The organism is Streptomyces sp. RKAG290 (assembly GCF_023701695.1).
Classification (GTDB): Bacteria; Actinomycetota; Actinomycetes; order Streptomycetales; family Streptomycetaceae; genus Streptomyces.
The window spans coordinates 4,136,280-4,161,085 of the sequence record NZ_JAJOZC010000001.1 but is presented as its reverse complement, the minus strand read 5'-3'; the positions used below and the strand labels follow the sequence as shown (position 1 = coordinate 4,161,085).

Here is a 24,806-nt window from a genome sequence, read left to right as displayed (position 1 = left end):
GCCATTTCCCCTATACCGGCGGCCACTTGAGCACCTTGATCGCATTCCGAGGTGCGTCTAGGCTCCCGTGCCATGGGGGAAACGGACCACAGCCGCCGAGAGCGGCGCGGGTGGCCGGCCGGTCGTCGTGCGGTCGTGACGCTGCTCGCCGGGGCGGTGGGGCTGGGTGTCCTGGGGGCCGTATTCGTCGTCCTGCCGGGTGCCGTGGTCGACCACGATCTCGCGGGGGCCGCCGTCGCGCCCCAGGACCGGCTGAAGGCCGTGAACGATGTCCGCACCACGCTTTTGCAGGTGATCGGCGGCTTGGCCGTGTTCTTCGGCGCGTACGCCACGTGGCGACAACTCGGCGTCAGCCAGGCCGGCTTGCGGGCTACCCAGGAGGGCTACGTCACCGACCGGTTCAGCCGGGCGGTCGAGCAGCTCGGCAGCGACAAGCTGGACGTGCGCGTCGGCGGGCTGCACACACTGTGGCGGGTCGCGGAGCAGTCCGCCCGTGACCGCGAAGCCGTCATCTCCATCCAGGCCGCGTATCTGCGGACGCACCTGCCCTGGCCGCCCACCGGTCCGCAGGCGCCGGCGGTGGACGTGCCCATCAACGACATCGCACCGCTGGAAGCCCGCGCCGCCGACTCCCAGGTGGCGCTGACGGGTCTCGGCGTGCTGTGCCAGCGGCGGGATCAGTCCTGGGTCAACCTCGGCGCCACCGATCTGCGCCGGGCCGACTGTGACGGGCTGTGGCTGCCCGAGGTCAACCTCGACAGCTCCAGCATGGAGGCGGCGAGCCTCTATCACGCGAACCTGACCCAGGCGTCCCTGGTCTCGGTCGTCCTGCGGCACGCCGACCTCAAGACGGCGATCCTCCGCCGGACCCGCTGCGCTCTGGCCGACCTGCGCGGGGCCCGGCTGGCCGAGACGGATCTGCGGGAGGCCGACTTCACCGAGGCCGACCTGCGCGAGGCGAACCTGCGCAAGGCCGACGCACGCGGCGCGGTGTTCCACCGGGCAGACCTGCGCCTGGCGGACCTGCGCGGGACGGACCTGAGCACGGCCGACCTTCTCCGGGCCCGCCTGGCGGACGCCCTGGCCAGCGAGCACACCCGCTGGCCGGCCGGCTTCGACCACGCGGCCGCCGGGGTCGTCGTCACCGAGGACCCCGGTCCCGAGCCGCCGCCGCTGCTCCAGCCGTCGGGGATCACCGAGCAGCACCCACCGCTGCGGTCCGTAGGAACCGGTCCGGCGTGAGCGTGCACGTGGGCATGCACCTGACCGGTCCTGAGCGTCATTTCGCTTCGGTGGGAAGGCTCGGGAGCAGCGCCGTCCACTGACCTGCTCCAGGCTGCTGACCAGGCGCTTCGTGCCCCACAGGTGCGATTTAGCCTGTGCCCTGCGAGCTGCTGGGCCCCCGGCGACGACGAGCCACCCGCAGGCACAAGCGCGGGCGCGAGTCGAAAGCGGCCGCTTCGGGAACAGCGGGTCCGGCCGGCGCGGTTGCACCGACAGAGGGACCGGTGCCACGCGGGCCGGGACGTGGGGACCACGCGGTCGTCCGCCCGCCAGGGTCCGGGCCGCCGGGATCGCGGTACGCCCCGCACCGCACACTCGGACCGACACGTATTTCTGCTGGAGGAATGTTTCATGACTGACCGACCCTTGACGCTCATGGCCGTGCACGCCCACCCCGACGACGAGGCCACCGGAACCGGAGGGGTCCTCGCCCGGTACGCGGCGGAAGGCATCCGCACGGTTCTCGTGACATGTACCGACGGCGGTTGCGGTGACGGGCCGGGGGGTGTCAAGCCGGGCGGTCCCGGGCACGATCCGGCGACCGTCGCCTCGATGCGCCGGAAGGAACTCGAGGCGAGCTGTGACGTGCTGAAGATCAGCGACCTGGAGCTGCTGGACTATGCCGACTCCGGGATGATGGGCTGGCCGAGCAACGACGCCCCGGGCTCCTTCTGGCAGACCCCCGTGGAGGAGGGCGCCGCCCGGCTTGCGGGCCTCATGCGGCACTACCGGCCCGATGTGGTCGTGACCTACGACGAGAACGGCTTCTACGGCCACCCCGACCACATCCAGGCCCACCGCATCACGATGGCGGCGCTGGAGCTGACCGACCTGACACCGAAGGTGTACTGGACGACGATGCCCCGCTCGATGATGCAGCGGTTCGGGGAGACCATGCGCGAGTTCCACGAGGACATGCCGGAGCCGGATCCGGCCGAGGAAGCCGCGATGGCCGAGATCGGCCTTCCCGACGACGAGATCACCACGTGGGTGGACACCACCGCGTTCAGCGGTCAGAAGTTCGACGCGCTCGCGGCGCACGCCAGTCAGGGCGAGAACATCTTCTTCCTCAAGATGGGCAAGGAGAGGTTCGGCGAGTTGATGGGCGCGGAGACCTTCGTCCGGGTCAAGGACACCACCGGCGCACCCTTGCCCGAGAACGATCTCTTCGCCGGACTGCGCTGACCCACCCCTCCGGCCCGGTCCCGGAAGAGCGACCGGAGCGCCTGGTCTGGGGGCCGGCCGCTCCGGGCCCGCCGCCCACCGCTCGGTCCCGTACCGACCGGTCGTGATCACCTGGCCAGGTGCGGTCGGGAAGCCGGGCACACGTAACCAGTGCGGTCGGGCAGCCGGGCACGCGTGGCCTGCCGCATCGCCGGACACCCCCGCCAGGAACGGGCCGCCCTGCCGGCTCAGACCGCAGGCTCCGCGAACAGCTCCGCCAGCCACCGCGCCCCCGCCGCGTCCCCCACCGCCGCCGGCCCTCGCCCGCCCCCGGGAAGAGCCGGGCCCAGGAGCACGCCCTGCCCACCGCGCCCAGGCGCCAGGCCAGGCTCACCGCGCGACGCAGACCGGCAGCCGTCAGCCCTGTGTCCGTCCACGGTTCCAGGTAGGCGTCCCGCAGTCTGGGCAGCACCGGCGTCCCGTAGCGGTCGGCGGCGGTGCGCAGCGGGACCAGCAGGCTGCAGAAGGGGTGGGAGACCGCGGCGTCCCCCCAGTCGAAGAAGGTGAAGCGGCCCGGTCGGGGGGCGAAGAACTGGCCGTCGTGCAGGTCGGCGTGGTCGAGCGAGTCGGGGATGCCGGTCGCCGCGAGTTCGTCGCACCAGTCCTTGAGGCGGGGGCGCAGTGCGCGTAGCGCCGTGCGGGTGGCGGGGTCCAGGGAGGTGTTCCCGTCGACGAGCCGGTCGAAGATGGCGGGCAGCACCGCCATCCGCGCATCCGGAACGCCGAGTTGACGCATTTCCTGGGTGCGGGGGCCGAGCGCGCGCTGCATGGCCGCGTACTGGCGCAGCGGTTCCTCCCAGGCCCTCCCGTCGGCGGAGTCGTGCCGGAGTACGTCGCGGAAGAGGGCGCCGCCGGGCGGGAGCAGCGACCAGCCTCGCGCGGCATCCACGGCGAGCGGATGCAGTGCGTGGCCGGGGACCCACCGCGCCAGCGCCTCGGTCAGTCCCGCTTCGAATGCACTGGCGGCCGGATTGGCCTTGAACCACGCGTCGGGCTCGTCCTCGGCCGACATCCGTACCAGCACCGACCACGGCCGCAGCCGCACCGCGAGCCGCCTCGTCGTGCGCAGGCCGTGGGCGGCGAGTCCACGCACCGCCCAGGTGAGGGCGGCCTCCCGCCAGTCCGGGTCCTCCCAGGGCGTCCGCGTGTCCGGGTACTGCCCTCGGTCCACCGACACCACCGACACATCACGTCGCATCACGTCATTCCATCAGCACGCCCTGCCGTGTCTCCACGCGCTTCTCTGTGCCGGCCGAGCGGAGCCGAACGTTTTCTGCCAAGGCGCGGCGCCAGAAAGGCGCTTGGGTATCCGTTCAGAGCCGCCCTAGGGTCGTCTCCCATGACGGAACCCTCCACCTCGCCTCAGCCCTCCTCGTCTCAGCCCGCCTCGTATCTGCGGACGACATCAGATGCCTACGACGCCGTCGCGGTCCTCTACTCGGATCTCTTCCGCGACTCGCTCGACAGTCTTCCGTTGGACCGTGCGGTCCTCGCCGCGTTCGCCGAGCTCGCACGGTCGACGGACGCCGGGCCGGTCGCAGAGCTGGGATGCGGGCCCGGACACCTCACGGCGCATCTGCGGGGTCTGGGGCTGGATGTCCACGGCGTCGACCTGTCCCCGGTGATGATCGGCCTGGCCCGCGAGGCGTATCCGGACCTGCGGTTCGAGACCGGTTCGATGACCGCCCTGGATCTGGCCGACGGCACGCTGGGCGGCATCGTGTCCTGGTATTCGGTCATCCATGTCCCGCCGCGGGAACTCCCGCCGTACTTCTGCGAGTTCCGCCGGGTGCTGCGTCCGGGCGCCGCATTCCTGCTCGGCTTCTTCGAGGCCGAGGACGGGCCGGTGGCGGCCTTCGACCACAAGGTGACGACGGCCTACCGATGGCCGATCGACGACCTTGCCGCGCTGGCCCGCGAAGCCGGGTTCGTGGAGGTCGGCCGGATGCTGCGCGAGCCGCTCGACGGGGAGCGGTACCGCCGGGGACATCTGCTCATGCGTGCGCGGTAGCGGGCGGAGCGCGGCCTGCCGCCGTCACCGGCGGCAGGCCCACAGGCGCGGGGCCGGCCCCGCGCCCTGCCCCTAGAGGTACTCGGCGTACGCGTCCAGGGTCCGCAGCACCTCCGCCTCGCCCGCCGGGGGCAGCTGGAGCACGACCTCCTCGATGCCCAGGTCCGCGTAGTGGGCCAGCTTGCCCGCGCCCGGCAGGACCGCGTACGGGACCACCTGGAGGTCCTTTGGGTCGCGGCCCGCCGATTCCCAGGCCGTACGGAGCTTCGGCACCGACTCCGTCAGGCCGCGGCCGCCGATCGGGAGCCAGCCGTCCGCGTACTCCGCGATGTGCGCGAACAGCTTCGGGCCCGCCGCTCCGCCGATCAGGGTGCGCGGGCCGACCACCGGGCCGCGGGGCCGTTGGAACGGCTTGGGGTGGGCGTAGCTGGCCCGGACCGATCCGAACTCACCGTCGTAGGCCGTTGGTTCGTCGGACCAGAGCGCGCGCATCAGTGCCATACGGTCGCGGCCGAGCTCCCGGCGGGTGCGCCAGTCGACGCCGTGGTCCGCGGCCTCCTCGACGTTCCAGCCGAAGCCGAGACCGAGTGTGAAGCGACCGCCGGAGAGGTGGTCGAGGGTGGCGATCTGCTTGGCCAGGTCGATCGGGTCGTGCTGGGCGATCAGCGTGATGCCGGTGCCGAGCGTCAGGCGCTCGGTGACCGCGGCGGCCTGCCCGAGGGCCACGAAGGGGTCCAGCGTGCGGCCGTATTCGGGCGGCAGTTCGCCCCCCGCCGGGTAAAGAGTTTCCCTGCTCACCGGGATGTGCGTGTGCTCCGGAAGGTAGAGCCCGGCGAATCCCCGCTGCTCAAGCTGGTGCGCGAGCCGCACCGGTGTGATCGTCTCGTCGGTGAGGAAGATCGTTGTGGCGATCCGCATGCGAGGACACCTCCGTCGTTGTCTGGTGACCGACCAAACGTATGCCGTACGGTGCGCAAAGCCGAGCCTTCGGCGACTTCGGGGGAGGTCAACCGTCATGATTCGCACCAGCACCAGCACCAGCACCTGCACCGACACCGGCACAGGTGCCGGCTCCCACGCCGCCACCGGGACTCGTACGCGCACTCGCAGGCGTTCCGCTGCCACCGCGCTGCTTCTGACCGGTGTGCTCGTCGGCGGGGTGCCCGCCGCCGCGTCGGCCGCCGCACCGGCTGCCGCACCCACTGCCGCCCGTGCCGTTTCCGCGCAGGGTTCGGGTCATCTGGACGCGGCCCTGTCCGCCCACTCGAAAGCGGCCGGCGTCCGGGCGTACACGAGCAAGAGCAAGAGCAAGTACAAGAGCAAGAAGCGGCGGAAGCACGGGTCCGGCGGGTTCGGGGGCGGGCTGCTCATCGGGATCGTGCTGGCCGTCATCGTGGTCGGCATCATCGCCTACGTGCTGTTGTCCCGGTCCCGGCGGAACTCCTAGGGCCCCCTCGTGCGGATCATGCCGGGCTCGCGTGCCCTGGTCCCGCGCCTCGCGGCGGAGCCCAGGACGGCCCGGACCGGCTTCCGGTCCGGGCCGCCCTCAGGTGTCACGCGTCAGCCGTCCGGCTACGGCCGCTGCTTGGCCTTGTCCACGACGGCCCAGCTGTCGAGGTAGGAGAGCTGGGTGTACGTCGTCGGCTTCTTGGTCCCGCTCTTGCCGCCGTCCGAGGTGCGCTGGTCGCGGAAGCCGAGGAACCGGTACGTCTGCGGGTCGAAGATGAAGTACCCGCCGAAGCCTCCGGCCCCTTCCGGAAGGGTCGGGTCGTCGTAGGTGACGGCCACGCCGGTGCGGCCCTTGGCGTCCTTCTGGTTCGGGACCGCCTTCACTCCGGGCACCATGCCGAGCGCCTCGTAGGCCGCCGGGCGCAGCCCCTGCGGCATCACCGGGACCAGCTTGAGCAGTCCGGCGAGGCTGAAGTGGATTTCCGACCACTCCTGCTCGCTGATCTCGGCGAGCGAGTCGTTCCGGTCGTCGGGCCCGGTCTTGTGCAGCAGCGAGAGGATCAGCTTCTCGGGGTCGGTCGGGAGCTTTCGCAGCGTGCCCCAGTCCTGCGGTGGCCACATGCTCTCGTTCTTCCCGAGCGGTTGTGACCACCAGCCCTTGCCGATCTCCATGACCCAGGAGGGCTGCGAGCCGTCCACCGAGCGCCAGTCCTCGTCGACGTGGCTCTTCGTCACGCCGGTACCGAGGTCGGTCTCCTTGATGATCTCCTTGGTGTAGATGAACTGGTCGTCCCGCGGGCTGACCGTCCGCTCGTGCTTCCGCGCGTACCCGGCCGCGCCGTTGAGCACGGTCTGTGCGCTCACGTTCGTCATGGCGGGCGAACTCGCGGCCGGCGGCGTCGCCTTCAGGCCCTGGCCGTCGTCGTCGTGCTGTACGACGACCAGGACGCCGGCGGCCATCGCGGCCGCGACCGCGCCGGTGAGGGCGATGCGCAGGACGGGGCGGCGGTGCCGGGCGACCGGAGCGGGTCCGTTCGCCGGGGTCATCGCGGCGACCAGCCGGGCCCGCACCCGTCGCCGGGTCTCGTCGTCGAGCGGGGGTGCCCCCGCGTCGTACTCCTTCAGTTCTCGCAGTTCGTCGATGTCATGCATGGGCGTCTGCCTCTCGGAAAGCTGTCGGATCGGATCCGCCCAGTGCTTCGCGCAGTTTGCTGCGAGCCCGGTGCAGCCGGGATCTGACCGTGCCGACAGGCACCCCAAGGGCCCGTGCCGCTTCCTCGTAGTCGAGGTCGGCCCAGGCCACCAGCAGTACGACGTCGCGATGCCGGGCGGAGAGCCCGGCCAGCGCGGCCGCCAGGTCCCGGCGCACCCCTGTAGCGCCGGCTCTGGCGACCGCGCGGTCCGCGACCGGCTCCTCGTGCTCCACCGGCTCCGGAACCTTGGCGAGCGCCTTGAATCGGCGTGCCTCGGCTCTGCGGTGGCGGCCCACGAGGTTGGTCGCGATGCCGAACAGCCACGGACGGGCGTCGGCACGCTTGAGGTCGTACGTGTGGCGTCGTTGGAAGGCGGTGGTGAACGTCTCCGCCATCAGATCCTCTGCCGCCTCCGGACCGAGCCGCCGGGCCGCGTAACGGTGCACGGCGCCGGCGTACCGGTCGAAGAGGGCGGCGAACAGCTCGGGCTCATCCCGGGACCGTGCGATCACCTGGGCGTCACTGTCCTGGACATTCCCCTCGCGGGTGCGGACTCCCGGTGGTCCGACGGTCATCGGGGCTCCTTTCGTTCGTCAGAACGCCTCGAATGCTTGGGCTTGTTCGGGTGGTTCTCCTGTACTTCGCCGGTCGGCCGGATCGAGTTCCATTCCGGTCCCGGGCGCGGGTACCGCCTTGGGGACGCGGAACAGCCTGCGGGTGCAGGCTCGTTGCTGCACCACCGCCAGCCCGGCGACCGCCGTGCCGAGCACCAGCCAGCCCACCGGCCCTGCCGCCATCACCACGCCGGTCAGCAGCGGCGGCCCGGCCGACTTCTGAATGGACTGGGCCATCCCGGCCACCCCCAGGTACGCGGCCCGCTCGTCCGGGGGTGCGAGCAGGACGGCCAGCTCCCACGAACTCACCGAGCGCATCAGCTCCGCCAGCGTGACCAGCACCGCCGCCGCCAGCAGGACGGCTGCCGCCGCCCACGTACCGCACCCGCCGGCCGTGGCCAGGCACACGCAGCACACGAACATCAGGGTTCCGTACAGCAGCACCGCCCGGACGGCCCGGCGCGGTCCCTCCGCACGCTTGGACACGGTCAGTTGGAGCGCCACGACCAGCACCGTGTTGATGACCAGGAAGGCCGGTACGAGGGCGTGCGGGGCCGAGGTGCGGTTCACCAGCCACAGCGGCAGGCCCACGCCGAGGATCGAGTCGTCGAGGTTCATCGGGATGTCGAGAAGCACGAAGCGGAGGTAGCCGCGGTCCCGCCACGGCCCCTTCCGCCGGCCCTGCTCGCGAGTCCCGCCGGCCGTGGGTCCGGCGGCGGGAGCCCGGGAAGCACCGGCCGCCGCCCGCCCGGTCCGCACCACCTCGCTCGCCCGCTCCCGCGGCTCACCCGTGCGCCACACCAGCGCCGCGGCGACGACGAAGGACAGCGCGTTGCCGAGGATCAGCGCCCGGTAGGCATCCGTGGTGCCCACGGCCAGGCCGACTGCCGCCGTCCCCGCACCGACGGCGTAGCCCGCGTTCGCCGCACTGCGCGACAACGCCTGGTACGCGGCCCTGCGTTCGCCCGCCGTGCGGGTGGCGAACAGCATCTCCAGCGTCTTCGCCGCCCGGTCGCCCAGGTAGGTGAAGGCGACCACGGGGAGCAGCGCCTCGAAGTCCGCGCAGACCAGTACCAGTGTCAGGGTCACCAGCCGGAGCAGATGGCAGCCGATCAGCAGCGGACGCACCGGGAAGCGGCTCGCCAGCCGGCCGGCGAGCGGCGAACCGGCGATGCCCGCCACACCGGCCGCCCCCAGCAGCACGCCGATCTGCTGAGCGCTCAGGTGAGTCACGAAGGTCAGGTACAGGACCGAGGACGCGGCCCACAGGCCGGTTCCGGCCCGGTCCACGCCCAGGGCGAGCAGCATGATCCGGGCGTTCCTGCCGCCCGGCGGATTGCGCAGCTGCGCCAGCAGCCCCGGCCCGCCCGCCCGCGCCGGCACGCCCCTGCTCCCCTTGTCTTCCCTGCTCCCCTTGGTGCGTCGCACCGCTCCACCCCCGACTACCTCGACGTCCAGAGATCAACAGACCGGGGGAAGCCTGCCGGGACTTATTCTCGATGTCAAGATACTTGATGACGAGATACTTGGGTCGTCAGGTCGTGGGAACGAATCGGCGGCCCGCCTCCTCTGTGGGGTGACGCGACACCTCACCGCTGTCCACCACCCCGCAGAGGAGACCCCGTTGACACCCGACCGTCTACTGCCCACCCGCCGCGCCGCCGCTCTCGCCGTCGGCGCCGTACTCACCGCCGACGGACTGCTGCACGTGTTCTGGTCCACCGGGCGCACCTGGCCCGCCGGGGACGCGGCCACCCTCTCGTACGCCGTGCTCGGCATCGACGCGCCGTTCACCCCGCCCGTCGTACTGCCGCTGGCCGCCGTCCTGTTCGGCGGCGCGGCCCTGGTCACCGCCCGCGCCCGGCTGGGCCGGGCACACCGGGCGGGCCGGCTGCTCCAGGCCGGGACACTCGCGGTCGCCGGCGGCACGGCGCTGCGCGGGCTGGCCGGGATCGGCTGGGCGGCGGGGCTGCGCACGGGGCTGGACGCCGAGGCCGGCGACACCTTCCCTCTGCTCAACTGGACCCTGTACACGCCCCTTTGCCTGCTGCTCGCGGCCGCCGCGCTCCGGGTGGCGGCCAGAGAGGAAACCCCGGCCCGTGCCCGATGACCACGACCGCGATCACGCGGTGCGCCTCGTCGTGGCCGCCCAGCGCGGCGACACGCTCGCGATGAACGAGCTGCTGGACGTCCTCACCCCGTACGCCGGCCGCATCTGCACCCCGATCGCCCTGGCCGACGGGCCGGACGCCGTCCAGGAGACCCTCGTCGCCGTCTTCCGCAGCCTGCGCTCGCTCAGGGAACCCGCGGCGCTGTACGGCTGGGTGCGGTCCATCGCCTGCCGGGAGGCGGTCCGGGTCGCCCGGCGCGGCGCCAGGTCCGTGCCCGCCGACCTCACCACCCTGCCCCAGCGCGGCGATCCGCAGCTCGGCGCCGACATCGGTGACGTCCTCGCCCGGCTCTCCCCCGAGCACCGGGCGGTTCTCGTCCTGCGGGACCTCGAAGGACTGGACGAACAGTCCGCCGCCGCCCTGCTCGGCCTGCGGGTGGGCACCGTCAAGTCCCGACTGTCCCGGGCCCGGGACTCCTTCCGGAAGGCATGGACGTCATGACCGACACCCCGCTCCCCCAGTGGCCCGCCGCCGCCGGGCTCGACCCGGTCCGCCGGCTGCACGCCCTCGCGGCCGGCGTTCGCGGCGCGCGTGTCACCACCCGTGAGATCGCTGCCCGCTGCGCCGAGGTCGAGCCGCTGATCGCCGACATCGGCGGTGAACTGGCTCTGCTGGTACCGGACATGAGGCGCCTGACGCTGACCCGGTCGGACGGCGACCGGGTCGAGGCGGTGGCCCGCAGCCGGTTCGGCATGCACGCCCGCTTCCACGGTGTGCGGCGCCCCGGCTGGCTCTGGCTGCAGAGCCGCTTCGTGCTGATCGGCATCGCGGCCACCCCGTCCGCGACCACCCCCGGCCACACCCTGGTCGCCTTCACCGGCGGGGTTCGCGTCCCGGGCCGGGCAGCCCTGGTCCCGGTCGGGGTGGGCAGGGCGGGGCGGCGGGTCCTGGAGCGGCTGGACGCCCGGCTCACCACCGGGTGAGAGACACACGGGCCGGGCAGCCCCCACACCGCCCCGCCGGCACGACACCGGCTGAACGACGCCCGACGACCGGTCCGCGCTCAGCCCGGCCAGACGATCGCCTGGAGTTCGCTGTACGCGTGCAGCGCGTACGAGCCGACATCGCGCCCGACGCCGCTCCGCTTGAAGCCGCCGAACGGGGCCTCCATGTTCCGGCCGATCGTGTTCACGCCGACCCCGCCCGCGCGCAGCCTGCGGGCGACCCGGAAGGCGCGGGCCACGTCACCGGACCAGACGTAGTCGATCAGCCCGTAGTCGCTGTCGTTGGCCAGCGCAATGCCCTCCTCCTCGTCGCCGAAGGGGACGACCACCACGACCGGGCCGAAGATCTCCTCCCGCACGACCCGCATGTCCGGGGTGCAGTCGGCCAGCAGCGTGGGTGCGACGTAGAAACCGCGCCCGGTCGGGTCCGGGCGTTCGCCGCCCGTGACCACCCGGGCGCCTTCCTTCCGGCCCAGCTCGACGTACGACTCGACGCGGTCGCGGTGGGCGGCGGAGATGACCGGACCGACCACGGTCCCCATCGCCGTCGGATCGCCGACCGTGAGGTATCCCGCATAAGCGGTGAGCTTCTCGATCAGCGCGTCGTGGACGGCCCGTTGGACCAGCACACGGGTCGGAGCCGTACAGATCTGACCGCTGTAGAAGGAGAACGTGGTGCCGATGCCCGCGACCGCCGAGTCGAGGTCGGCGTCGTCGAACACGACGGCCGCGCCCTTGCCACCCAGCTCCATCAACTGCCGCTTCATACCGCGGCCGCAGACCTCGGCGATGCGCTGCCCGACGGAGGTGGAGCCGGTGAAGCTGACCATGTCGACGTCGGGTGAGTCCACGGCGGCCTCGCCCGCTTCGGCGCCAGAGCCGCTGACGACGTTGACGACGCCCGCGGGCACGCCCGCCTCCGCGAGTGCCCCGGCCATCCGGTAGACGGAGAGCGGGTCCTGCGGGGCGGGCTTCACCACGACCGTGTTGCCCATCGCGAGCGCGGGGGCGATCTTGCCGGCCGGGTTGGCCCAGGGGTTGTTGTACGAGGTGATGCAGGTGACGACGCCCACGGGCTGGCGGACGGTGAGCGCGCCGAAGATCCCGGCCCGGCCCATCGGCCCGGCCTCGTTGATCTGCGGCGGGACCGCCTCCTCCACGGGTTCCAGCGCGCCCTTCGCGTACCGCCGGAAGCGGGCGGCGCCCACGGCGACCTGCATCCCGCGCGCCGTTGCGGTGGTGGCGCCGCTCTCCGCCTGGGCGAGCGCGGCGTTGGCGGTGAAGTCGCGCTGCATCAGGCCGGCGGCGCGGTCGAGGATCGCGGCACGTTCCTCGGGGCGGGTGCGGGACCAGGGGCCGAAGGCGTCGCGCGCCGCGGCCGCCGCCTCGTACACCTGCGCGCGGCTCGCCTCCGGGGCCAGGCCGACGACTTCCTCGGTGGCCGGGTCGACCACCTCGTAGTGGCCGCCGGCGGGTTCGGTCCACTCGCCGCCGATGAAGAGCCGCTGTTCGGGGGACCGCGCGTCACGGGGCCGGCCGGCGCTCATACGGTGCTCACCGTCCGGGTGTCGCGGCCGGAGCGGAGCACCGTGCCGGGGACGGCTCCGGTCACCTTGTCGTCGCGCAGGGTCTCCACCCCGTTGACGCGGACCGAGACGATGCCCAGGGCCTTGGAGTCGAGCCGGGGGCTGTCGCCCGGCAGGTCGTGGACCAGGGTGGCGGGTCCCGCGTCGATGCGTTCGGGGTCGAAGAGCACCAGGTCGGCGTGGAAGCCTTCCGCGACGCGGCCGCGCTCGCGCAGCCCGAAGAGGCGCGCGGGGTCGTCGGTCAGCATCTTGACGGCCTGTTCCAGCGGGACCAGCTTGCGGCCGCGCAGACAGTCGCCGAGGAAACGGGTGGTGTACGGGGCGCCGCACATCCGGTCCAGGTGTGCGCCCGCGTCGGACCCGCCGAGCATCACGTCCTCGTGCTCCCAGGTCCGCTGGCGCAGCGCCCAGGAGTCGGGGTCGTTGTCGGTGGGCATCGGCCACAGCACCGTACGCAGGTCGTCGGCCGCGCAGATCTCCACAAGGCAGTGGAAGGGGTCCTGGCCGCGTTCGGCGGCGATGTCGTTGACGACGCGCCCGCTCAGGCCCTCGTTCGCCGCGCTGTAGGTGTCCCCGATGACGTACCGGCCGAAGTTCGCGAGGCGGCGGAAGACACCGGCCTCCTTGCTGCCCGCGCGGCGCAGCATCTCGGCGCGGGTGGCGGCGTCGCGGAGCCGTTCGATGCGTTCGGGCACGGGCAGGGCGAGGATGTCGCCCCAGCCGGGGATCAGGTTCAGGGCGCAGAACGTGCCGAGCGACATGTTCATCGGGGTGAGGATCGGCATGGTGAGCGCGACGATCCGGCCGCCGGCGCGACGGGCGCGTTCGCTGGGGACCAGCTGGCGCGGTACGCGTTCGGGGACGGCGGCGTCGATGGTCAGGACGTTCCAGTTGAGCGGGCGGCCGGCCGCGGCGCTCATGTCGACGAACAGCTCGATCTCGTCGTCGGAGAACTGGTCGAGGCAGCCGGCGACGATCGCCTCGATCTGGGTGCCCTCGTGCTCGCCGACGGCACGGGAGAGCGCGAGGAGTTCCTCGGGCCGCGCGTGCCGGGAGGCGACCGGCTGCCCGTCGCCGTCGGAGTGCGTGGCGGACTGGGTGGTGGACAGGCCCCAGGCCCCGGCGTCCATGGCGTCGTGGAACAGGGCCAGCATGGCGTCCAGTTGGGCGGGCGTGGGCTGCCCGCCGACCGCGTCGGCGCCCATCACGTGGCGGCGCAGGGCGCAGTGGCCGACCATGAAACCGGCGTTGACGGCGATCCGCCCGTCGAGTGCGCCGAGGTACTCGCGGAAGCTGGACCAGGTCCAGTCGACGCCCTCCTCCAGGGCCTTGAGGGCCATGCCCTCGACCCGCGACATCATGCGCCGGGTGTAGTCGGCGTCCTCGGGCCGGTCCGGGTGGAGCGGGGCGAGGGTGAAACCGCAGTTCCCGCCGGCGACGGTGGTGACGCCGTGGTTCATCGACGGGGTGGCGTACGGGTCCCAGAAGAGCTGGGCGTCGTAGTGGGTGTGCGGGTCGACGAAGCCGGGCGCGAGGACCAGGCCGGTGGCGTCCTCGGTGGTCGCGGCGTCCTCGGTGGCCGACCCGGGTTCCGCGATGACGGCGATGCGGCCGTCGCGGATTCCGATGTCCGCGCGGAAGGAGGGCCCGCCGGTGCCGTCCACGACGGTCGCTCCGCGGATGAGGTGGTCGAGCATGACGGGGTCCTCTCTGTGGTGGTCCGGTGCGCCGGGGTGCGTACGGCCGCGGTACGCACCCCGGCTCGCGGAGCGGCGGTCCGGGAAGACGCCGCCCGTGTGTGGCCGGGGGCTCCGCCCCCGGACCTGACTCGTCAGTCGCTCACGCCGCGTCGCGGAAGCGCGTCGTCCGGTGCACCGGGTCCGTGTCGATCTTCGGGATGACGTGCTCCCCGATCAGCTTGATCGAGTTCATCGTGTCCTCGGGGCTGATCCCGATCGGCAGCCCGAAGCTCAGCTGGTCCGCCCCCGCCCGCTCCCACCGCCGGCACTGGCCCAGCACCTCGTCGGGATCGCCGCAGATCATCAGCTCCTCGGCGATGAGGAGTTCGATGATCTCCTCGGAGTACTCCGGCAGCAGCTCCGGCCACTCCGGCACGCCTTCCGGGCGGGGGAAGGTGTCGTGGTAGCGGAACAGCAGCGACTGGAGGTAGTTCAGCCCGCCGCCCACCGCGATCTCGACGGCCTTGGCGTGGGTCTCGGCGCAGATCGCCGTCGAGGTGACCATGACGTTGTCGTTGACGAAGTCGCCGACCGGCTCCGCGTCCTTGACCGCGCTCTTGTAGGACTCGACGACCCACTCCATGTCGGAGACCTTCTGCACGCTGAAGCCCAGCACGCCGAGCCCCTTCCTGCCCGCCATGGCGTACGAGGACGGCGAGCCGGCCGCGTACCACATCGCCGGGTGCGACTTCCCGTACGGCTTGGGCAGGATCTTGCGCGGCGGCAGCGACCAGTGCTTGCCCTGGAAGCCGGCGTACTCGTCCTGGAGCCACATCTTGGGGAACTCGGCGATCGTCTCTTCCCAGAGTTCCTTGGTGTGGTTCATGTCGGTGATGCCCGGCATGAACCCGAGGATCTCGTGGCTGCCCGCGCCGCGGCCGGAGCCGAATTCGAAGCGCCCCTCCGACAGGTGGTCGAGCATGGCGACCTTCTCGGCCACCTTCACCGGGTGGTTGACCGGGGCGAGGGGGTTGAAGATGCCGGACCCGAGGTGGATGCGGTCGGTGGCGTGCGCGAGGTAGCCCAGGTACACGTCGTTGGCCGAGAGATGCGAGTACTCCTCCAGGAAGTGGTGCTCGGAGGCCCAGGCGTACTTGAAGCCGGACTTGTCCGCCTGGATGACGTACTCGGTCTCCTCGATCAGCGCCTTGTGCTCTGCCCCGGGGTCCGTCCTGGCCCGCGCGGCGGGCACGTACCCCTGTACAAAGAGCCCGAATTCCAAGGGGGTTCACCGTCCTCAATCGTTTCTGACAGACCGTCAGATTCTGATGCGTCCGACTGTTCCACCGACACTCCGACCCGTCAATACCTGACGCCCCGTCAGGTAAATGAGGTCTCCGGGAGGGTCAGAACAGGCTGACGCCGGCCAGCCAGCCGCCGTCGATGACGAACGGCTGTCCGGTGATGTACGAGGAGTCGTCCGAGGTCAGGAACAGCGCGAGGGCCGCCACCTCCTGCGGCCGGCCGATCCGGCCGAGCGGGACGAGCTTGCTGTAGTACGCGTCGAGCGCCTCCGAGGACTCCGCCACGTCAGCGGCCGGGTCCAGCAGCGCGGGATTGCTCATCGCGGTGTCCACGGCCCCGGGGCACACGGCGTTGACCCGGATCTTCTTGGCCGCCAGCTCGATGGCGGCCACCCTGGTGAGCCCGAGGACGGCGTGCTTCGTCGCCGCGTACGCCCCCACGAAGGCCATCCCGGTCAGGCCGGTGAACGAGGACGTGTTCACGATGGTCCCGCCCCCCGCGGCCTCGATCTCCGGCGCGACGGTCCTGATCCCCAGGAAGGCCCCCACCTGGTTGACCTGCACCACCTGCTGGAACTCCTCCAGCGGCGTGCTCACCAGCTCGTTGAACCGCAGGATCCCGGCGTTGTTGACCAGCCCGTCGATCCTCCCGAAGGCGCCCTTGGCAGCGGCGACGGCGGCCTGCCAGTCCGCCTCCTGGCTCACATCCAGGTGCACGAACAGCGCGACATCCTCCCCCAGCTCCTTCGCGAGCGCCTGGCCCTGCTCGTCGAGCACGTCGGCGATCACCACCTTCGCGCCCTCGGCCGCGAAGAGCCGCGCCTCCTGCTCACCCTGCCCGCGCGCCGCCCCGCTGATCAGCACGGTCCGCCCGTCCAGCTTGCCCATGGCCTGACTCCTACCTGTCGAGGTGAGGTGCGACGTCGGCGGCGAACGCCGCCATCTGATCGGTCAGTTCACTTCTGCCGCGGCTGCGGAACCGCACCTGGATCTGGTGCACGCCCATCGCGGCGTACTCCCGCAGCGACTCGGCGAGCACCTCCGGCTTCCCGCTGAGGGTGCGCCGCCCCACGGACCAGCCCGGCTCACCCACGTACAGCGGCTCGGTGATGGCGCCGACCACGATCGGCTCCTCGACCCCGGCCTCCTCGCGCAGGGCCTGCAGCCGGGCGATCTGGGCGGGCAGCCTCGCCCGCGGGTCCCCCTGCGGCAGCCACCCGTCCCCCCGCACGGCGGCCCGGCGCACCGCGGCGGGCGAGGAGCCGCCCACCCAGACCGGCACCCGCGCCTGGGCGGGGCGGGGAAGCTGGCCGAGCCCGCTGAAGGCGAACCGCTCCCCCGCGAACTCCGGGTACTCCTCGGGCCCGAGGGCGGCCTTCAGCGCGTCGACGGTCTCGTCGAGCACGGCTCCGCGCCCGGCGAAGTCCGCCCCGAGCGCGTCGAACTCCTCCCGCACGTGCCCGGCCCCGACCCCGAGGATCAGCCGGCCGCCGCTGAGGTGGTCGAGGGTGGCGTACTGCTTGGCGGTGGCCAGCGGATGCCGCAGGCCGACGACGGCGACGTGGCTCATCAGCAGCACGCGCTCGGTGACGCCCGCGAGGAAGGCGAGCGTGGCCACCGGGTCGTACCAGACGGTACTCATCGCCTCCGCCAGCCGCCGCGGTATGGCGACGTGGTCGCAACTGGCCAGATAGGTGAACCCGGCCCGGTCTGCGGTGCGGGCGATCTCGACGAGGTCCGCGGGGGTGGCCGCGGCCTCCCACGGCTCGGCGTAGATGGCGCTCTGCGACTGGATCGGGAGCTGCATCCCGTACGACAGCGGTCCGGCGGGCAGTATCGGCACCGAACGGCCTCCTTCCCCACATCTGACGCCTCGTCACCTGACGTGCGCGGGGCCATCGTCGTACCTGACGCCCTATCAGACAAGGGGTGGGGGTGAACCCGGCTCCCGGCACGCACCGGACCTCGCCGCCGCCACCAGCAGCGCCAGGGCGCCCGCGGCGAACACCGTGCTGCCGATGAGCCCGGTGGCGCGGGACACGTCGAGGTACCGTCCCTGCTCGAACCCCACCCAGGCATACGTGAGCAGCGCGCCCCCGGCGAGAGCGAGCCGGTGCGCCCCGGACCACCCCTCGCCGCGCACCCAACGGACGCACGGCACCAGGACCGCCGCGAGCAGCACGGCCCAGCCGATGACCGGTACCGCCGCCGGTACCCCGTCCGGCAGGTACTCCCGTCCCCAGTACCCGCTCGTGGCGGCGAAGGACAGCGCACCGACCGCCCAGGGACCGGGAACCCGCCGCCCGGCTGCGCGCGCGCCCGGCGCACGGCACAGGAAGGCGGCGGTGATCAGTACGGCGATGACGAGTCCCGCACCGGCGAACTGCGCCGGCGTGGCCACGAAGTCCTCGGACTCCACCTGGGCCAGGGCGAGGAAGCCGGAGCCCCCGGCGAACACGAGGGCGGTCACCGAAAGACCGGGGACCCCGAGCCAGGGCGGGTGCGGTCACCGTCCCGGGCGAAGGCCTCGACGAGCGCCACGGGCACGCAGATGCTCCACACGGTGTGCATCGTCAGCACGTCCTGGAGCAACTGCACGCCGGTGTCCAGCAGCGGCACCCGGGCCCCGGCGTACGCGGCGCCCATGTCGAAGCCGCCGTAGTGCGGGTTCCACAGCATCTGGTCGACCGGCCCCTCCTCGATCAGCGCGTAGGCCGCCCCGAGCAGGATCATCGTGGGCCAGCCGCGCCCCGCGCGCCGGGCGGCCTCCCGCACCAGCAGCGCGCCGCCGCCGTACAGGGGCGCGAGCAGGAACACCGAGGGCAGTGCGGTGACCGGCTGGTTCCCGAGCAGGAACTCCCCGATCAGCGGGGCCAGCAGGAACAGGGCGAGCGCCGACCGGAAACGGTGGTGGCGTGCGCGTTCGAGGCTCATACCGCCAAGCTAGGCCGGGCGCCCGAAGGCGGGCATCGGCCGATGGGCCGGGACCGCCCGTCGAAAGTAGCCGGAAAAGAGCCGAAGGTCTCTCCGGGGCCTCACCTGCGGCGTGCCCCGGCCGCGGGCGGGGGCGGGCTCGCGGCCCCCGTCGGGGCGCCGGGAGCCCGCCCCGGCCTCACTTGCGGTACAGCTCCTCGATCTGCGCGTCGAAGTCCCGCGCCACGGCGTCCCGCTTCAGCTTCAGCGACGGCGTCAGGTGGCCGCCCTCCTCGGTGAAGTCCACCGGCAGGACGGTGAACTTGCGGATCGACTCGGCGCGCGAGACGAGCCGGTTGGCCTCGTCGACCGCGCGCTGCAGCGTGGTGCGCAGCTCCTCGTCGTGGACGAGTTCGCGCAACGGGACGTCCTGCTTCTTCTTCATCTGCCGCCAGTGGGCGAGCCCGTCCGGCTCCAGGGTGATCAGGGCGGTGATGAACGAGCGGTTGTCGCCGACGACCATGCACTGGCTGACCAGCGGGTGGGCGCGCAGCCAGTCCTCCAGCGGGGCCGGCGTGACGTTCTTGCCGCCCGAGGTGATGATGATGTCCTTCTTGCGGCCGGTGATCGTGAGGTAGCCGTCCTCGTCGAGGGAGCCCAGGTCCCCGGTGGCGAACCAGCCGCCGTCCAGGGCGGGCACCGGCTCGCCGCGTTCGGCGTCCCAGTAGCCCTGGAACACCTGACCGCCGCTGAGCAACACCTCGCCGTCCTGCGCGATGCGCACGGCGGTGCCGGGCAGCGGCCAGCCGACGGTACCCAGGCGTGGCCTCAGGGGCGGGGTGACGGTGGCGGCGGCGGTCGTCTCCGTCAGGCCGTAGCCCTCGAAGATCTCGATGCCGGCTCCCGCGTAGAAGGAGGCGAGCCGGTGGCCCAGCGGGGAGCCGCCGCAGATCGCGTACCGGACGTGGCCGCCGAGCGCGGCCCGGATGCGGCGGTAGACCAGCGGGTCGTACAGGGCGCGGGCCGCCCGCAGACCCCAGCCGGGACCGGGTCCGGTGCCGTGTTCGGCGGCCTCGACGGCCTGGCCGTACCGCTGGGCGATCCGTGCGGCACGGTCGAAGGACGAGGCGCGGCCCATCTTCTCCGCGGTGGCCCGGCCGGTGTTGTAGACCTTCTCCAGCACGTACGGGATGGCCAGCAGGAACGAGGGCCTGAAGCCGGCCAGGTCGGCGAGCAGGTCCTCGGTCCGGATGGACGGCGCGTGGCCGAGCCGGACCCGGGCGCGCAGACAGCCGATCGCGACCATCCGGCCGAAGACGTGCGACAGCGGCAGGAACAGCAGCGTGGAGGCGGGGTACTTGCTGACCGACTTGAAGACCGGGTGCAGCAGCTCGATGGCGTTGTCGACCTCGGCGAAGAAGTTGCCGTGCGTCAGCACACAGCCCTTGGGTCGGCCGGTGGTGCCCGAGGTGTAGATGAGGGTGGCGGGGGTGTCCGGTTCCAGCGTGGCGCGACGGGCCGCGACGGCGTCGTCGGGGACGTCCCGGCCGGCCTTCTTCAGCCGCCCCAGGACGCCCGTGTCGAACTGCCAGAGGTGGGTGAGGTCGCCGAGCTGCTTGCGTTCCTGGCTGATCATCCGCCCCTCCTGCGCCGTCTCGACGGCACAGGCGACCGCGCCCGAGTCCTGGAGTATCCAGCGGGCCTGGAAGGCGGAGGAGGTCGGGTAGATGGGGACGGTGATCAGACCGGCGGCCCAGCCGGCGAAGTCGAGCAACGTCCACTCGTAGGTCGTACGCGCCATGATCGCGATGCGGTCGCCGCTGCGCAGCCCCTCCGCGATCAGGCCCTTGGCGACGGCGAGCACCTCGGCCGCGAAGTCCGCCGCCGTCACGTCCTGCCAGCTGCCGTCGGGCTGCTTGCGGCTGAGGACAGCGTCGGCCGGGGCCTCGCGCGCGTTGTCGAACGGGATCTCGGCGAGCGAGCCGCGCCGGACCGGCGGGGCGAACGCCGGTACGGAGACCTGCTGGACGCTGCCGTCGGCCGCCCTGGTCCTCGTCGGCTCGACCAGGACGGGGGCGGCGGGTGCGGTGGATGTGGCGGGTGGCGTGGACACGTGCGGCTCCTCAGCATCGGGGTCGGGCGGTTCACCGGGTCCGTCCGGCGGCCGGTTCGTCCTGAGAAAATCCTCAAGCCGTGCGTAACTGCGCTGCGGATCAGGGACGTTCCAGGATCGCCGTGACCCCCTGGCCGCCGGCCGCGCAGATCGAGATCAGCCCCCGTCCAGGGGCGTCACGTTCCGCGAGGAGCTTGGCGAGCGTGGCGACGATCCTCGCGCCCGTCGCGGCGAACGGATGCCCGGTGGCCAGGGACGAACCCGCCACGTTGAGCTTCTCCCGGTCGACGGGCGCGAGCCCCTGCTTCTCCCAGGCGGCCAGGGTGGCGAGCACCTGGGAGGCGAAGGCCTCGTGCACCTCGAAGAGGTCGAAGTCCTCGACCGTCAGCCCGGCGCGCTCCAGCAGCCGCGGCACGGCGTAGGCGGGCGCCATCAGCAGGCCGTCCTCGCCGCCCACGTAGTCGACCGCCGCGGTCTCGTACAGGGAGAGGTAGGCCAGCGGCTCCAGACCGTGCCGCTCGGCCCACTCCTCGCTCGCCAGCAGCACCGTCGCGGCGCCGTCCGTGAGCGGGGTGGAGTTGCCCGCGGTCATCGTCGCGTCCGGGTGGTCCGCGCCGAACACCGGCTTCAGCGTGGCGAGTTTCTCCACCGTGGAGCCGGGGCGCAGGTTCTGGTCACGGTCCAGCCCGAGGTACGGGACGACGAGGTCGTCCAGGAAGCCCCGGTCGTAGGCGGCGGCCAGCCGCTGGTGGCTGGTGGCGGCGAGCAGGTCCTGGTCCGCGCGGCCGATGTCCCACTGCCGGGCGGTGACTGCCGCGTGGTCCCCCATCGAGAGGCCGGTGCGCGGTTCGGCGTTGCGCGGGATGTCCGGGACGAGATGCCGGGGTCGTACCCCCGCCAGGGCCGCCGCCTTGCCGCCCGCCGACTTCGCCCGCCGGGCCGACAGCAGCAGCCTGCGCAGTTCGTCGTTGACGCCGAGCGGCGCGTCGCTCGTGGTGTCCGCGCCGCCCGCTATCGCGGAGTCGATCGCACCGAGCATGATCTTGTTGGCGGCGGCGATGACGGCCTGCAGCCCGGTGCCGCAGGCCTGCTGGATGTCGTAGGCGGGGGTGCGCGCGTCGAGCCCCGAACCCAGCACGGTCTCCCGGGCCAGGTTGAAGTCCCGGCTGTGCTTGAGGACCGCGCCCGCGGCGAACTCGCCGACCTGCTGTCCCCGGAGCCCGAACCGCTCGACCAGACCGTCCACCGCGGCGGTGAGCATCTGCTGGTTGGAGGCCTGTGCGTAGGGCCCGTCGGAGCGCGCGAAGGGGATGCGGCTGCCGCCGATGACCGCGACCCTGCGGGGCTGCGGGAGTGCGAGGGGGATCAATTCGACCAACTCATCTCGACCTACTCCTGACTCTTGAGTAACCTTACTCCGGAGTAAATCTACGACCGAGCAGGGAGTCTGGACAATGGCCGACCGCTATCTGCACTTCACCGGCACAGCAACCGGCCGGTTTCTGACCCGGAGGATAGGCCTGCCGCAGCCCGCACCGCTGCGCCGCTGGTCCCTGGAGAGCCAGTCCCTCACCGGCCCGGTCCGCCACCTGACCGCCGGGGACTCCACGGTCACGGACGAACTCGGCGCCATCCTCGCCGCCACCGGCCTCAAGGTCGACGCGAGCGCGGACCGGCCCGCCGCGGTCGTCCTGGACGCCACGGCCGTCGACACCGCCGCCGGACTCGCGGACGTGCACGCCGCGCTGCACCCGGTCGTCCGCTCACTCGCCCCGGGCGGCCGCGTCGTCGTCCTCGGCGTACGCCCGTCCCCGGAGGACCACCACCAGGCCGCCGCCCAGCAGGCCCTCGAAGGCTTCGTGCGCTCCCTCGGCAAGGAGATCGGCAAGGGCGCCACCGTACAGCTCCTGCGCCTCGTACCCGGCGCCGTCGCCGGGGCCGAATCCACCCTGCGGTTCCTGCTCTCGCCCCGGTCCGCCTACATCAGCGGCCAGGTCATCGAGGTGACCGCGGCCGCCCCCGATCCGGTCGCCGACTGGACCGCCCCGCTCGCCGGACGCACCGCACTTGTCACCGGCGCGGCCCGCGGCATCGGCGCCTCGGTCGCCCAGGTGCTGGCCCGGGACGGCGCCCACGTCATCTGCCTGGACATCCCGCAGGCCCAGGAGGACCTGGTGCGCACCGCCGACCGGCTCGGCGCCACCGCCCTGCCGCTGGACATCACCGCCGACGACGCGGCCGTGCGGATCGCCGCCGCCGCCCCGGACGGCCTCGACATCCTCGTCCACAACGCCGGCATCACCCGTGACCGGCGGCTCGCCAACATGGCCGCCGACCGCTGGGCCTCGGTCATCGACGTCAACCTCGACAGCGTCCTGCGCACCACCGACGCGCTGCTGAAGACCGGCACCGTCAACCGCGGCGGCCGGATCGTCGCCACCGCCTCCATCGCGGGCATCGCCGGCAACAACGGCCAGACCAACTACGCGGCCAGCAAGGCCGGCATCATCGGCCTGGTCCGCTCGCTCGCCCCGCGCGCCGCCGCCGACCACGGCGTCACGGTCAACGCGGTGGCCCCCGGCTTCATCGAGACGAAGATGACCGCGGCCGTCCCGCTCTTCATCCGGGAGGCGGGCCGCCGGATGAACTCCCTCTCGCAGGGCGGCCTCCCGGTCGACGTCGCCGAGACGACCGCCTGGTTCGCCCAGCCCGCGTCGACGGCCGTCAACGGCCAGATCGTCCGGGTCTGCGGCCAGAGCCTGCTGGGAGCGTGACGCGATGCCGAGCCTGATCCTGTCCCTGGCCCGCGGCGCCCTCACCTCCCCGTTCAAGCGCCCCGGCCGGCCGGGCGCCACGCTGCCCGCCGACCGGCGGGTCCGCCCGGCCGCACCCGTCGCACCCGGACCACTGGCCGCGTACAGCAGGATCTGCGGCTTCGCCGAGTCGGGCGCACTGCCGGTCAGCTACCCGCACGTCCTGGCCTTCCCGCTCGCCATGGAGCTGATGACCCGGCGCCGCTTCCCGCTGCCGGTCACCGGACTGGTCCACACCTGGATCGAGATCACCGCGCACCGGGCCCTGCACCCCACGGACCGGCTCGAACTCACGGTGTACGCGGCCGGACTGACGCCGCACCGGCGCGGCACCGAGGTCACCGTGGTCACCGAGGCGCGGCTGTCGGGCGAACTGGTGTGGGAGTCCCGCAGCGGCTACCTCTCCCGCCACGCGACACGCACCGGGGCACCGGAGGCCACCTCGGGCGCCGGGGCGTCGGGAGCCACCTCGGGCGCTGGGACGGCTGAGACCTCGGGGGCCGCCGCCCAGGACCCGCGCCCCGCGGACACCGCGCTCCCCGCCCTCGCCGAGTGGCGGCTGCCCGGCGATCTGGGCCGGCGCTACGGAGCCGCGTCGGGCGACCGCAACCCCATCCACCTGTACCCCTTGACCGCGCGGCTGTTCGGCTTCCCGCGCGCCATCGCCCACGGCATGTGGACCGTGGCCCGCTGCCTCGCCGAGACCCCGCAGCCGCACCTGATCCGCTCCGTGCGGGCCGACTTCAAGGCGCCCGTCCTGCTGCCGGGCACCGTCACCTACGCCTGCGACGGCACCGCCTTCCAGCTCCGCAGCGGCGACCGGGTCCACCTCACCGGGACGGTGGGCGTCGGGCGGGACGTCAGCCCCGCCCCGCGGACTGACCCCGCGGCTGCCAGGGACGGCCGTTCATAAGGTTCTCCAGACCGGCCCAGGAGAAGTTCATCAAGGTGGCCGCGGCCTCCTTGGCCGAGACGCCCGGCGTCTCGTTCGCCCAGCCGGCGAGCGCCTCCGCCGCGCCCACCAAGGCCTGTGCGAGCCCCGCCACATCGCGGTCGGGGAGCGCCGGATCGTGGTGCACCTCGCGCGCCGCGGCCCCGATCAGACCCGTCACGAACGCAACGATCTCATCGCGCATCACGCTCACCTCGGTGGCGAACGGCTCCCCGTGCGTGCGCGCCTGCCGGTACAACACCGCCCACCCGTCCGGGTTTTCCGCGGTGTGCATGAAGAACGCCCGCAGCCCGGCCCACAGTTGCCGGTCGGCGGGCAGCCCCGGCTCCACCCCGGCCTGCACCGCCTCCAGCAGCGTCTTCGCCTCGCGCCGGATGCACGCGGTGAAGAGCTCGTCCTTGGAATTCAGGTACAGATACACCAACGGCTTGGACACCCCGGCCAGCTCGGCGATCTCGTCCATCGAGGCGGCCCGGTAGCCGCGCTGCCCGAACGTCCGCACCGCGGCGTCCATCATCTGCTGCTCGCGCACGGCGCGCGGCATCCGTTTGCCCTT

Annotated in this window: 24 protein-coding genes; 9 read left to right on the top strand and 15 right to left on the bottom strand. The window is 72.5% G+C overall.

Features of this window, described 5'->3' with window-relative positions:
• Positions 1–72: 72 nt before the first annotated feature.
• On the top strand, positions 73–1,242 hold the full coding sequence (locus tag LNW71_RS18290; RefSeq protein WP_250969213.1) for a pentapeptide repeat-containing protein: 1,170 nt from the start codon (positions 73–75) through the stop codon (positions 1,240–1,242).
• A gap of 393 nt (positions 1,243–1,635) precedes the next feature.
• Positions 1,636–2,469, top strand: coding sequence for a PIG-L family deacetylase (locus tag LNW71_RS18285; RefSeq protein WP_250969212.1), 834 nt, complete (start codon positions 1,636–1,638; stop codon positions 2,467–2,469).
• On the opposite strand, the gene LNW71_RS18280 is transcribed toward LNW71_RS18285, so the two are convergent.
• Positions 2,411–3,706, bottom strand: a complete 1,296-nt coding sequence (locus LNW71_RS18280) for an aminoglycoside phosphotransferase family protein (protein ID WP_374119423.1) — start codon at positions 3,704–3,706, stop codon at positions 2,411–2,413. The genes LNW71_RS18285 and LNW71_RS18280 overlap by 59 nt on opposite strands.
• A 141-nt stretch (positions 3,707–3,847) precedes the next feature.
• Here LNW71_RS18280 and LNW71_RS18275 point away from each other — a divergent pair, with 141 nt between their 5' ends.
• Positions 3,848–4,519, top strand: a complete 672-nt coding sequence (locus LNW71_RS18275) for a class I SAM-dependent methyltransferase (protein ID WP_250969211.1) — start codon at positions 3,848–3,850, stop codon at positions 4,517–4,519.
• Between the two features lie 72 nt (positions 4,520–4,591).
• Here the strand turns inward: LNW71_RS18275 and LNW71_RS18270 are convergent, their stop codons facing one another.
• The gene (locus LNW71_RS18270) at positions 4,592–5,437 is read right to left on the bottom strand and encodes an LLM class F420-dependent oxidoreductase (RefSeq protein WP_250969210.1); all 846 of its coding nucleotides are present in this window, start codon (positions 5,435–5,437) and stop codon (positions 4,592–4,594) included.
• 97 nt (positions 5,438–5,534) lie between these two features.
• Here LNW71_RS18270 and LNW71_RS18265 point away from each other — a divergent pair, with 97 nt between their 5' ends.
• Positions 5,535–5,966, top strand: coding sequence for a hypothetical protein (locus tag LNW71_RS18265; protein ID WP_250969209.1), 432 nt, complete (start codon positions 5,535–5,537; stop codon positions 5,964–5,966).
• A gap of 125 nt (positions 5,967–6,091) precedes the next feature.
• On the opposite strand, the gene LNW71_RS18260 is transcribed toward LNW71_RS18265, so the two are convergent.
• From LNW71_RS18260 to LNW71_RS18250, 3 genes are read right to left on the bottom strand one after another with little or no spacing between them, the layout of a single operon-like run.
• A complete protein-coding gene (locus LNW71_RS18260) occupies positions 6,092–7,120 on the bottom strand; it encodes a CU044_5270 family protein (protein WP_250969208.1) in 1,029 nt (342 codons plus the stop codon).
• The gene (locus LNW71_RS18255) at positions 7,113–7,736 is read right to left on the bottom strand and encodes an RNA polymerase sigma factor (protein WP_250969207.1); all 624 of its coding nucleotides are present in this window, start codon (positions 7,734–7,736) and stop codon (positions 7,113–7,115) included. Before LNW71_RS18255 ends, LNW71_RS18260 begins: the two co-directional genes overlap by 8 nt.
• An 18-nt stretch (positions 7,737–7,754) precedes the next feature.
• A complete protein-coding gene (locus LNW71_RS18250) occupies positions 7,755–9,203 on the bottom strand; it encodes an MFS transporter (RefSeq protein ID WP_250969206.1) in 1,449 nt (482 codons plus the stop codon).
• Between the two features lie 196 nt (positions 9,204–9,399).
• Here LNW71_RS18250 and LNW71_RS18245 point away from each other — a divergent pair, with 196 nt between their 5' ends.
• From LNW71_RS18245 to LNW71_RS18235, 3 genes are all read left to right on the top strand, one after another.
• Positions 9,400–9,885 (top strand): DUF3995 domain-containing protein, encoded by a 486-nt coding sequence (locus LNW71_RS18245; protein WP_250969205.1) that lies wholly within the window; start codon positions 9,400–9,402, stop codon positions 9,883–9,885.
• A 61-nt stretch (positions 9,886–9,946) separates the two neighbouring features.
• The gene (locus tag LNW71_RS18240; protein WP_250972053.1) at positions 9,947–10,387 is read left to right on the top strand and encodes an RNA polymerase sigma factor; all 441 of its coding nucleotides are present in this window, start codon (positions 9,947–9,949) and stop codon (positions 10,385–10,387) included.
• The gene (locus LNW71_RS18235) at positions 10,384–10,869 is read left to right on the top strand and encodes a hypothetical protein (RefSeq protein ID WP_250969204.1); all 486 of its coding nucleotides are present in this window, start codon (positions 10,384–10,386) and stop codon (positions 10,867–10,869) included. Before LNW71_RS18240 ends, LNW71_RS18235 begins: the two co-directional genes overlap by 4 nt.
• A gap of 80 nt (positions 10,870–10,949) precedes the next feature.
• Here the strand turns inward: LNW71_RS18235 and LNW71_RS18230 are convergent, their stop codons facing one another.
• The 9 genes from LNW71_RS18230 to LNW71_RS18190 form a co-directional block, all read right to left on the bottom strand.
• Positions 10,950–12,437: an aldehyde dehydrogenase family protein gene (locus LNW71_RS18230; protein WP_250969203.1), complete on the bottom strand. Its 1,488-nt coding sequence runs from the start codon at positions 12,435–12,437 to the stop codon at positions 10,950–10,952.
• Positions 12,434–14,173 carry a D-aminoacylase gene (locus LNW71_RS18225; protein WP_250969202.1) on the bottom strand — a complete coding sequence of 580 codons (1,740 nt, stop codon included), beginning with the start codon at positions 14,171–14,173 and terminating at the stop codon, positions 12,434–12,436. The genes LNW71_RS18230 and LNW71_RS18225 overlap by 4 nt, the downstream gene beginning before the upstream one ends.
• Positions 14,174–14,315: 142 nt before the next feature.
• Positions 14,316–15,437 (bottom strand): LLM class flavin-dependent oxidoreductase, encoded by a 1,122-nt coding sequence (locus tag LNW71_RS18220; protein WP_250969201.1) that lies wholly within the window; start codon positions 15,435–15,437, stop codon positions 14,316–14,318.
• Positions 15,438–15,561: 124 nt separating this feature from the next.
• A complete protein-coding gene (locus tag LNW71_RS18215; protein ID WP_250969200.1) occupies positions 15,562–16,347 on the bottom strand; it encodes a glucose 1-dehydrogenase in 786 nt (261 codons plus the stop codon).
• Positions 16,348–16,357: 10 nt separating this feature from the next.
• Entirely contained in the window at positions 16,358–17,302 is a 945-nt protein-coding gene (locus tag LNW71_RS18210) for an LLM class F420-dependent oxidoreductase (protein ID WP_250969199.1), read from the bottom strand.
• Positions 17,303–17,377: 75 nt separating this feature from the next.
• Positions 17,378–17,929 (bottom strand): hypothetical protein, encoded by a 552-nt coding sequence (locus LNW71_RS18205; protein WP_250969198.1) that lies wholly within the window; start codon positions 17,927–17,929, stop codon positions 17,378–17,380.
• Positions 17,926–18,393: a hypothetical protein gene (locus LNW71_RS18200; protein WP_250969197.1), complete on the bottom strand. Its 468-nt coding sequence runs from the start codon at positions 18,391–18,393 to the stop codon at positions 17,926–17,928. The genes LNW71_RS18205 and LNW71_RS18200 overlap by 4 nt, the downstream gene beginning before the upstream one ends.
• Before the next feature lie 178 nt (positions 18,394–18,571).
• On the bottom strand, positions 18,572–20,485 hold the full coding sequence (locus LNW71_RS18195; protein ID WP_250969196.1) for an AMP-dependent synthetase/ligase: 1,914 nt from the start codon (positions 20,483–20,485) through the stop codon (positions 18,572–18,574).
• Between the two features lie 100 nt (positions 20,486–20,585).
• The gene (locus LNW71_RS18190; RefSeq protein ID WP_250969195.1) at positions 20,586–21,863 is read right to left on the bottom strand and encodes an acetyl-CoA C-acetyltransferase; all 1,278 of its coding nucleotides are present in this window, start codon (positions 21,861–21,863) and stop codon (positions 20,586–20,588) included.
• A gap of 76 nt (positions 21,864–21,939) precedes the next feature.
• Here LNW71_RS18190 and LNW71_RS18185 point away from each other — a divergent pair, with 76 nt between their 5' ends.
• Both LNW71_RS18185 and LNW71_RS18180 read left to right on the top strand, forming a co-directional pair.
• Positions 21,940–23,259, top strand: a complete 1,320-nt coding sequence (locus tag LNW71_RS18185) for a 3-oxoacyl-ACP reductase (RefSeq protein ID WP_250969194.1) — start codon at positions 21,940–21,942, stop codon at positions 23,257–23,259.
• Positions 23,260–23,263: 4 nt separating this feature from the next.
• Positions 23,264–24,211: a MaoC/PaaZ C-terminal domain-containing protein gene (locus LNW71_RS18180; protein ID WP_250969193.1), complete on the top strand. Its 948-nt coding sequence runs from the start codon at positions 23,264–23,266 to the stop codon at positions 24,209–24,211.
• On the opposite strand, the gene LNW71_RS18175 is transcribed toward LNW71_RS18180, so the two are convergent.
• Positions 24,159–24,794, bottom strand: coding sequence for a TetR/AcrR family transcriptional regulator (locus LNW71_RS18175; protein WP_250972052.1), 636 nt, complete (start codon positions 24,792–24,794; stop codon positions 24,159–24,161). The two genes, LNW71_RS18180 and LNW71_RS18175, sit on opposite strands and share 53 nt — an antisense overlap.
• Between the last annotated feature and the right edge of the window lie 12 nt (positions 24,795–24,806).

Coding starts and splice junctions, on each gene's coding strand:
- LNW71_RS18290 (WP_250969213.1), top strand. CDS start 73: ATGGGGGAAACGGACCACAGCCGCCGAGAGCGGCGCGGGTGGCCGGCC.
- LNW71_RS18285 (WP_250969212.1), top strand. CDS start 1,636: ATGACTGACCGACCCTTGACGCTCATGGCCGTGCACGCCCACCCCGAC.
- LNW71_RS18280 (WP_374119423.1), bottom strand. CDS start 3,706: ATGCGACGTGATGTGTCGGTGGTGTCGGTGGACCGAGGGCAGTACCCG.
- LNW71_RS18275 (WP_250969211.1), top strand. CDS start 3,848: ATGACGGAACCCTCCACCTCGCCTCAGCCCTCCTCGTCTCAGCCCGCC.
- LNW71_RS18270 (WP_250969210.1), bottom strand. CDS start 5,437: ATGCGGATCGCCACAACGATCTTCCTCACCGACGAGACGATCACACCG.
- LNW71_RS18265 (WP_250969209.1), top strand. CDS start 5,535: ATGATTCGCACCAGCACCAGCACCAGCACCTGCACCGACACCGGCACA.
- LNW71_RS18260 (WP_250969208.1), bottom strand. CDS start 7,120: ATGCATGACATCGACGAACTGCGAGAACTGAAGGAGTACGACGCGGGG.
- LNW71_RS18255 (WP_250969207.1), bottom strand. CDS start 7,736: ATGACCGTCGGACCACCGGGAGTCCGCACCCGCGAGGGGAATGTCCAG.
- LNW71_RS18240 (WP_250972053.1), top strand. CDS start 9,947: ATGAACGAGCTGCTGGACGTCCTCACCCCGTACGCCGGCCGCATCTGC.
- LNW71_RS18235 (WP_250969204.1), top strand. CDS start 10,384: ATGACCGACACCCCGCTCCCCCAGTGGCCCGCCGCCGCCGGGCTCGAC.
- LNW71_RS18230 (WP_250969203.1), bottom strand. CDS start 12,437: ATGAGCGCCGGCCGGCCCCGTGACGCGCGGTCCCCCGAACAGCGGCTC.
- LNW71_RS18225 (WP_250969202.1), bottom strand. CDS start 14,173: ATGCTCGACCACCTCATCCGCGGAGCGACCGTCGTGGACGGCACCGGC.
- LNW71_RS18215 (WP_250969200.1), bottom strand. CDS start 16,347: ATGGGCAAGCTGGACGGGCGGACCGTGCTGATCAGCGGGGCGGCGCGC.
- LNW71_RS18200 (WP_250969197.1), bottom strand. CDS start 18,393: ATGAGCCTCGAACGCGCACGCCACCACCGTTTCCGGTCGGCGCTCGCC.
- LNW71_RS18185 (WP_250969194.1), top strand. CDS start 21,940: ATGGCCGACCGCTATCTGCACTTCACCGGCACAGCAACCGGCCGGTTT.
- LNW71_RS18180 (WP_250969193.1), top strand. CDS start 23,264: ATGCCGAGCCTGATCCTGTCCCTGGCCCGCGGCGCCCTCACCTCCCCG.
- LNW71_RS18175 (WP_250972052.1), bottom strand. CDS start 24,794: ATGCCGCGCGCCGTGCGCGAGCAGCAGATGATGGACGCCGCGGTGCGG.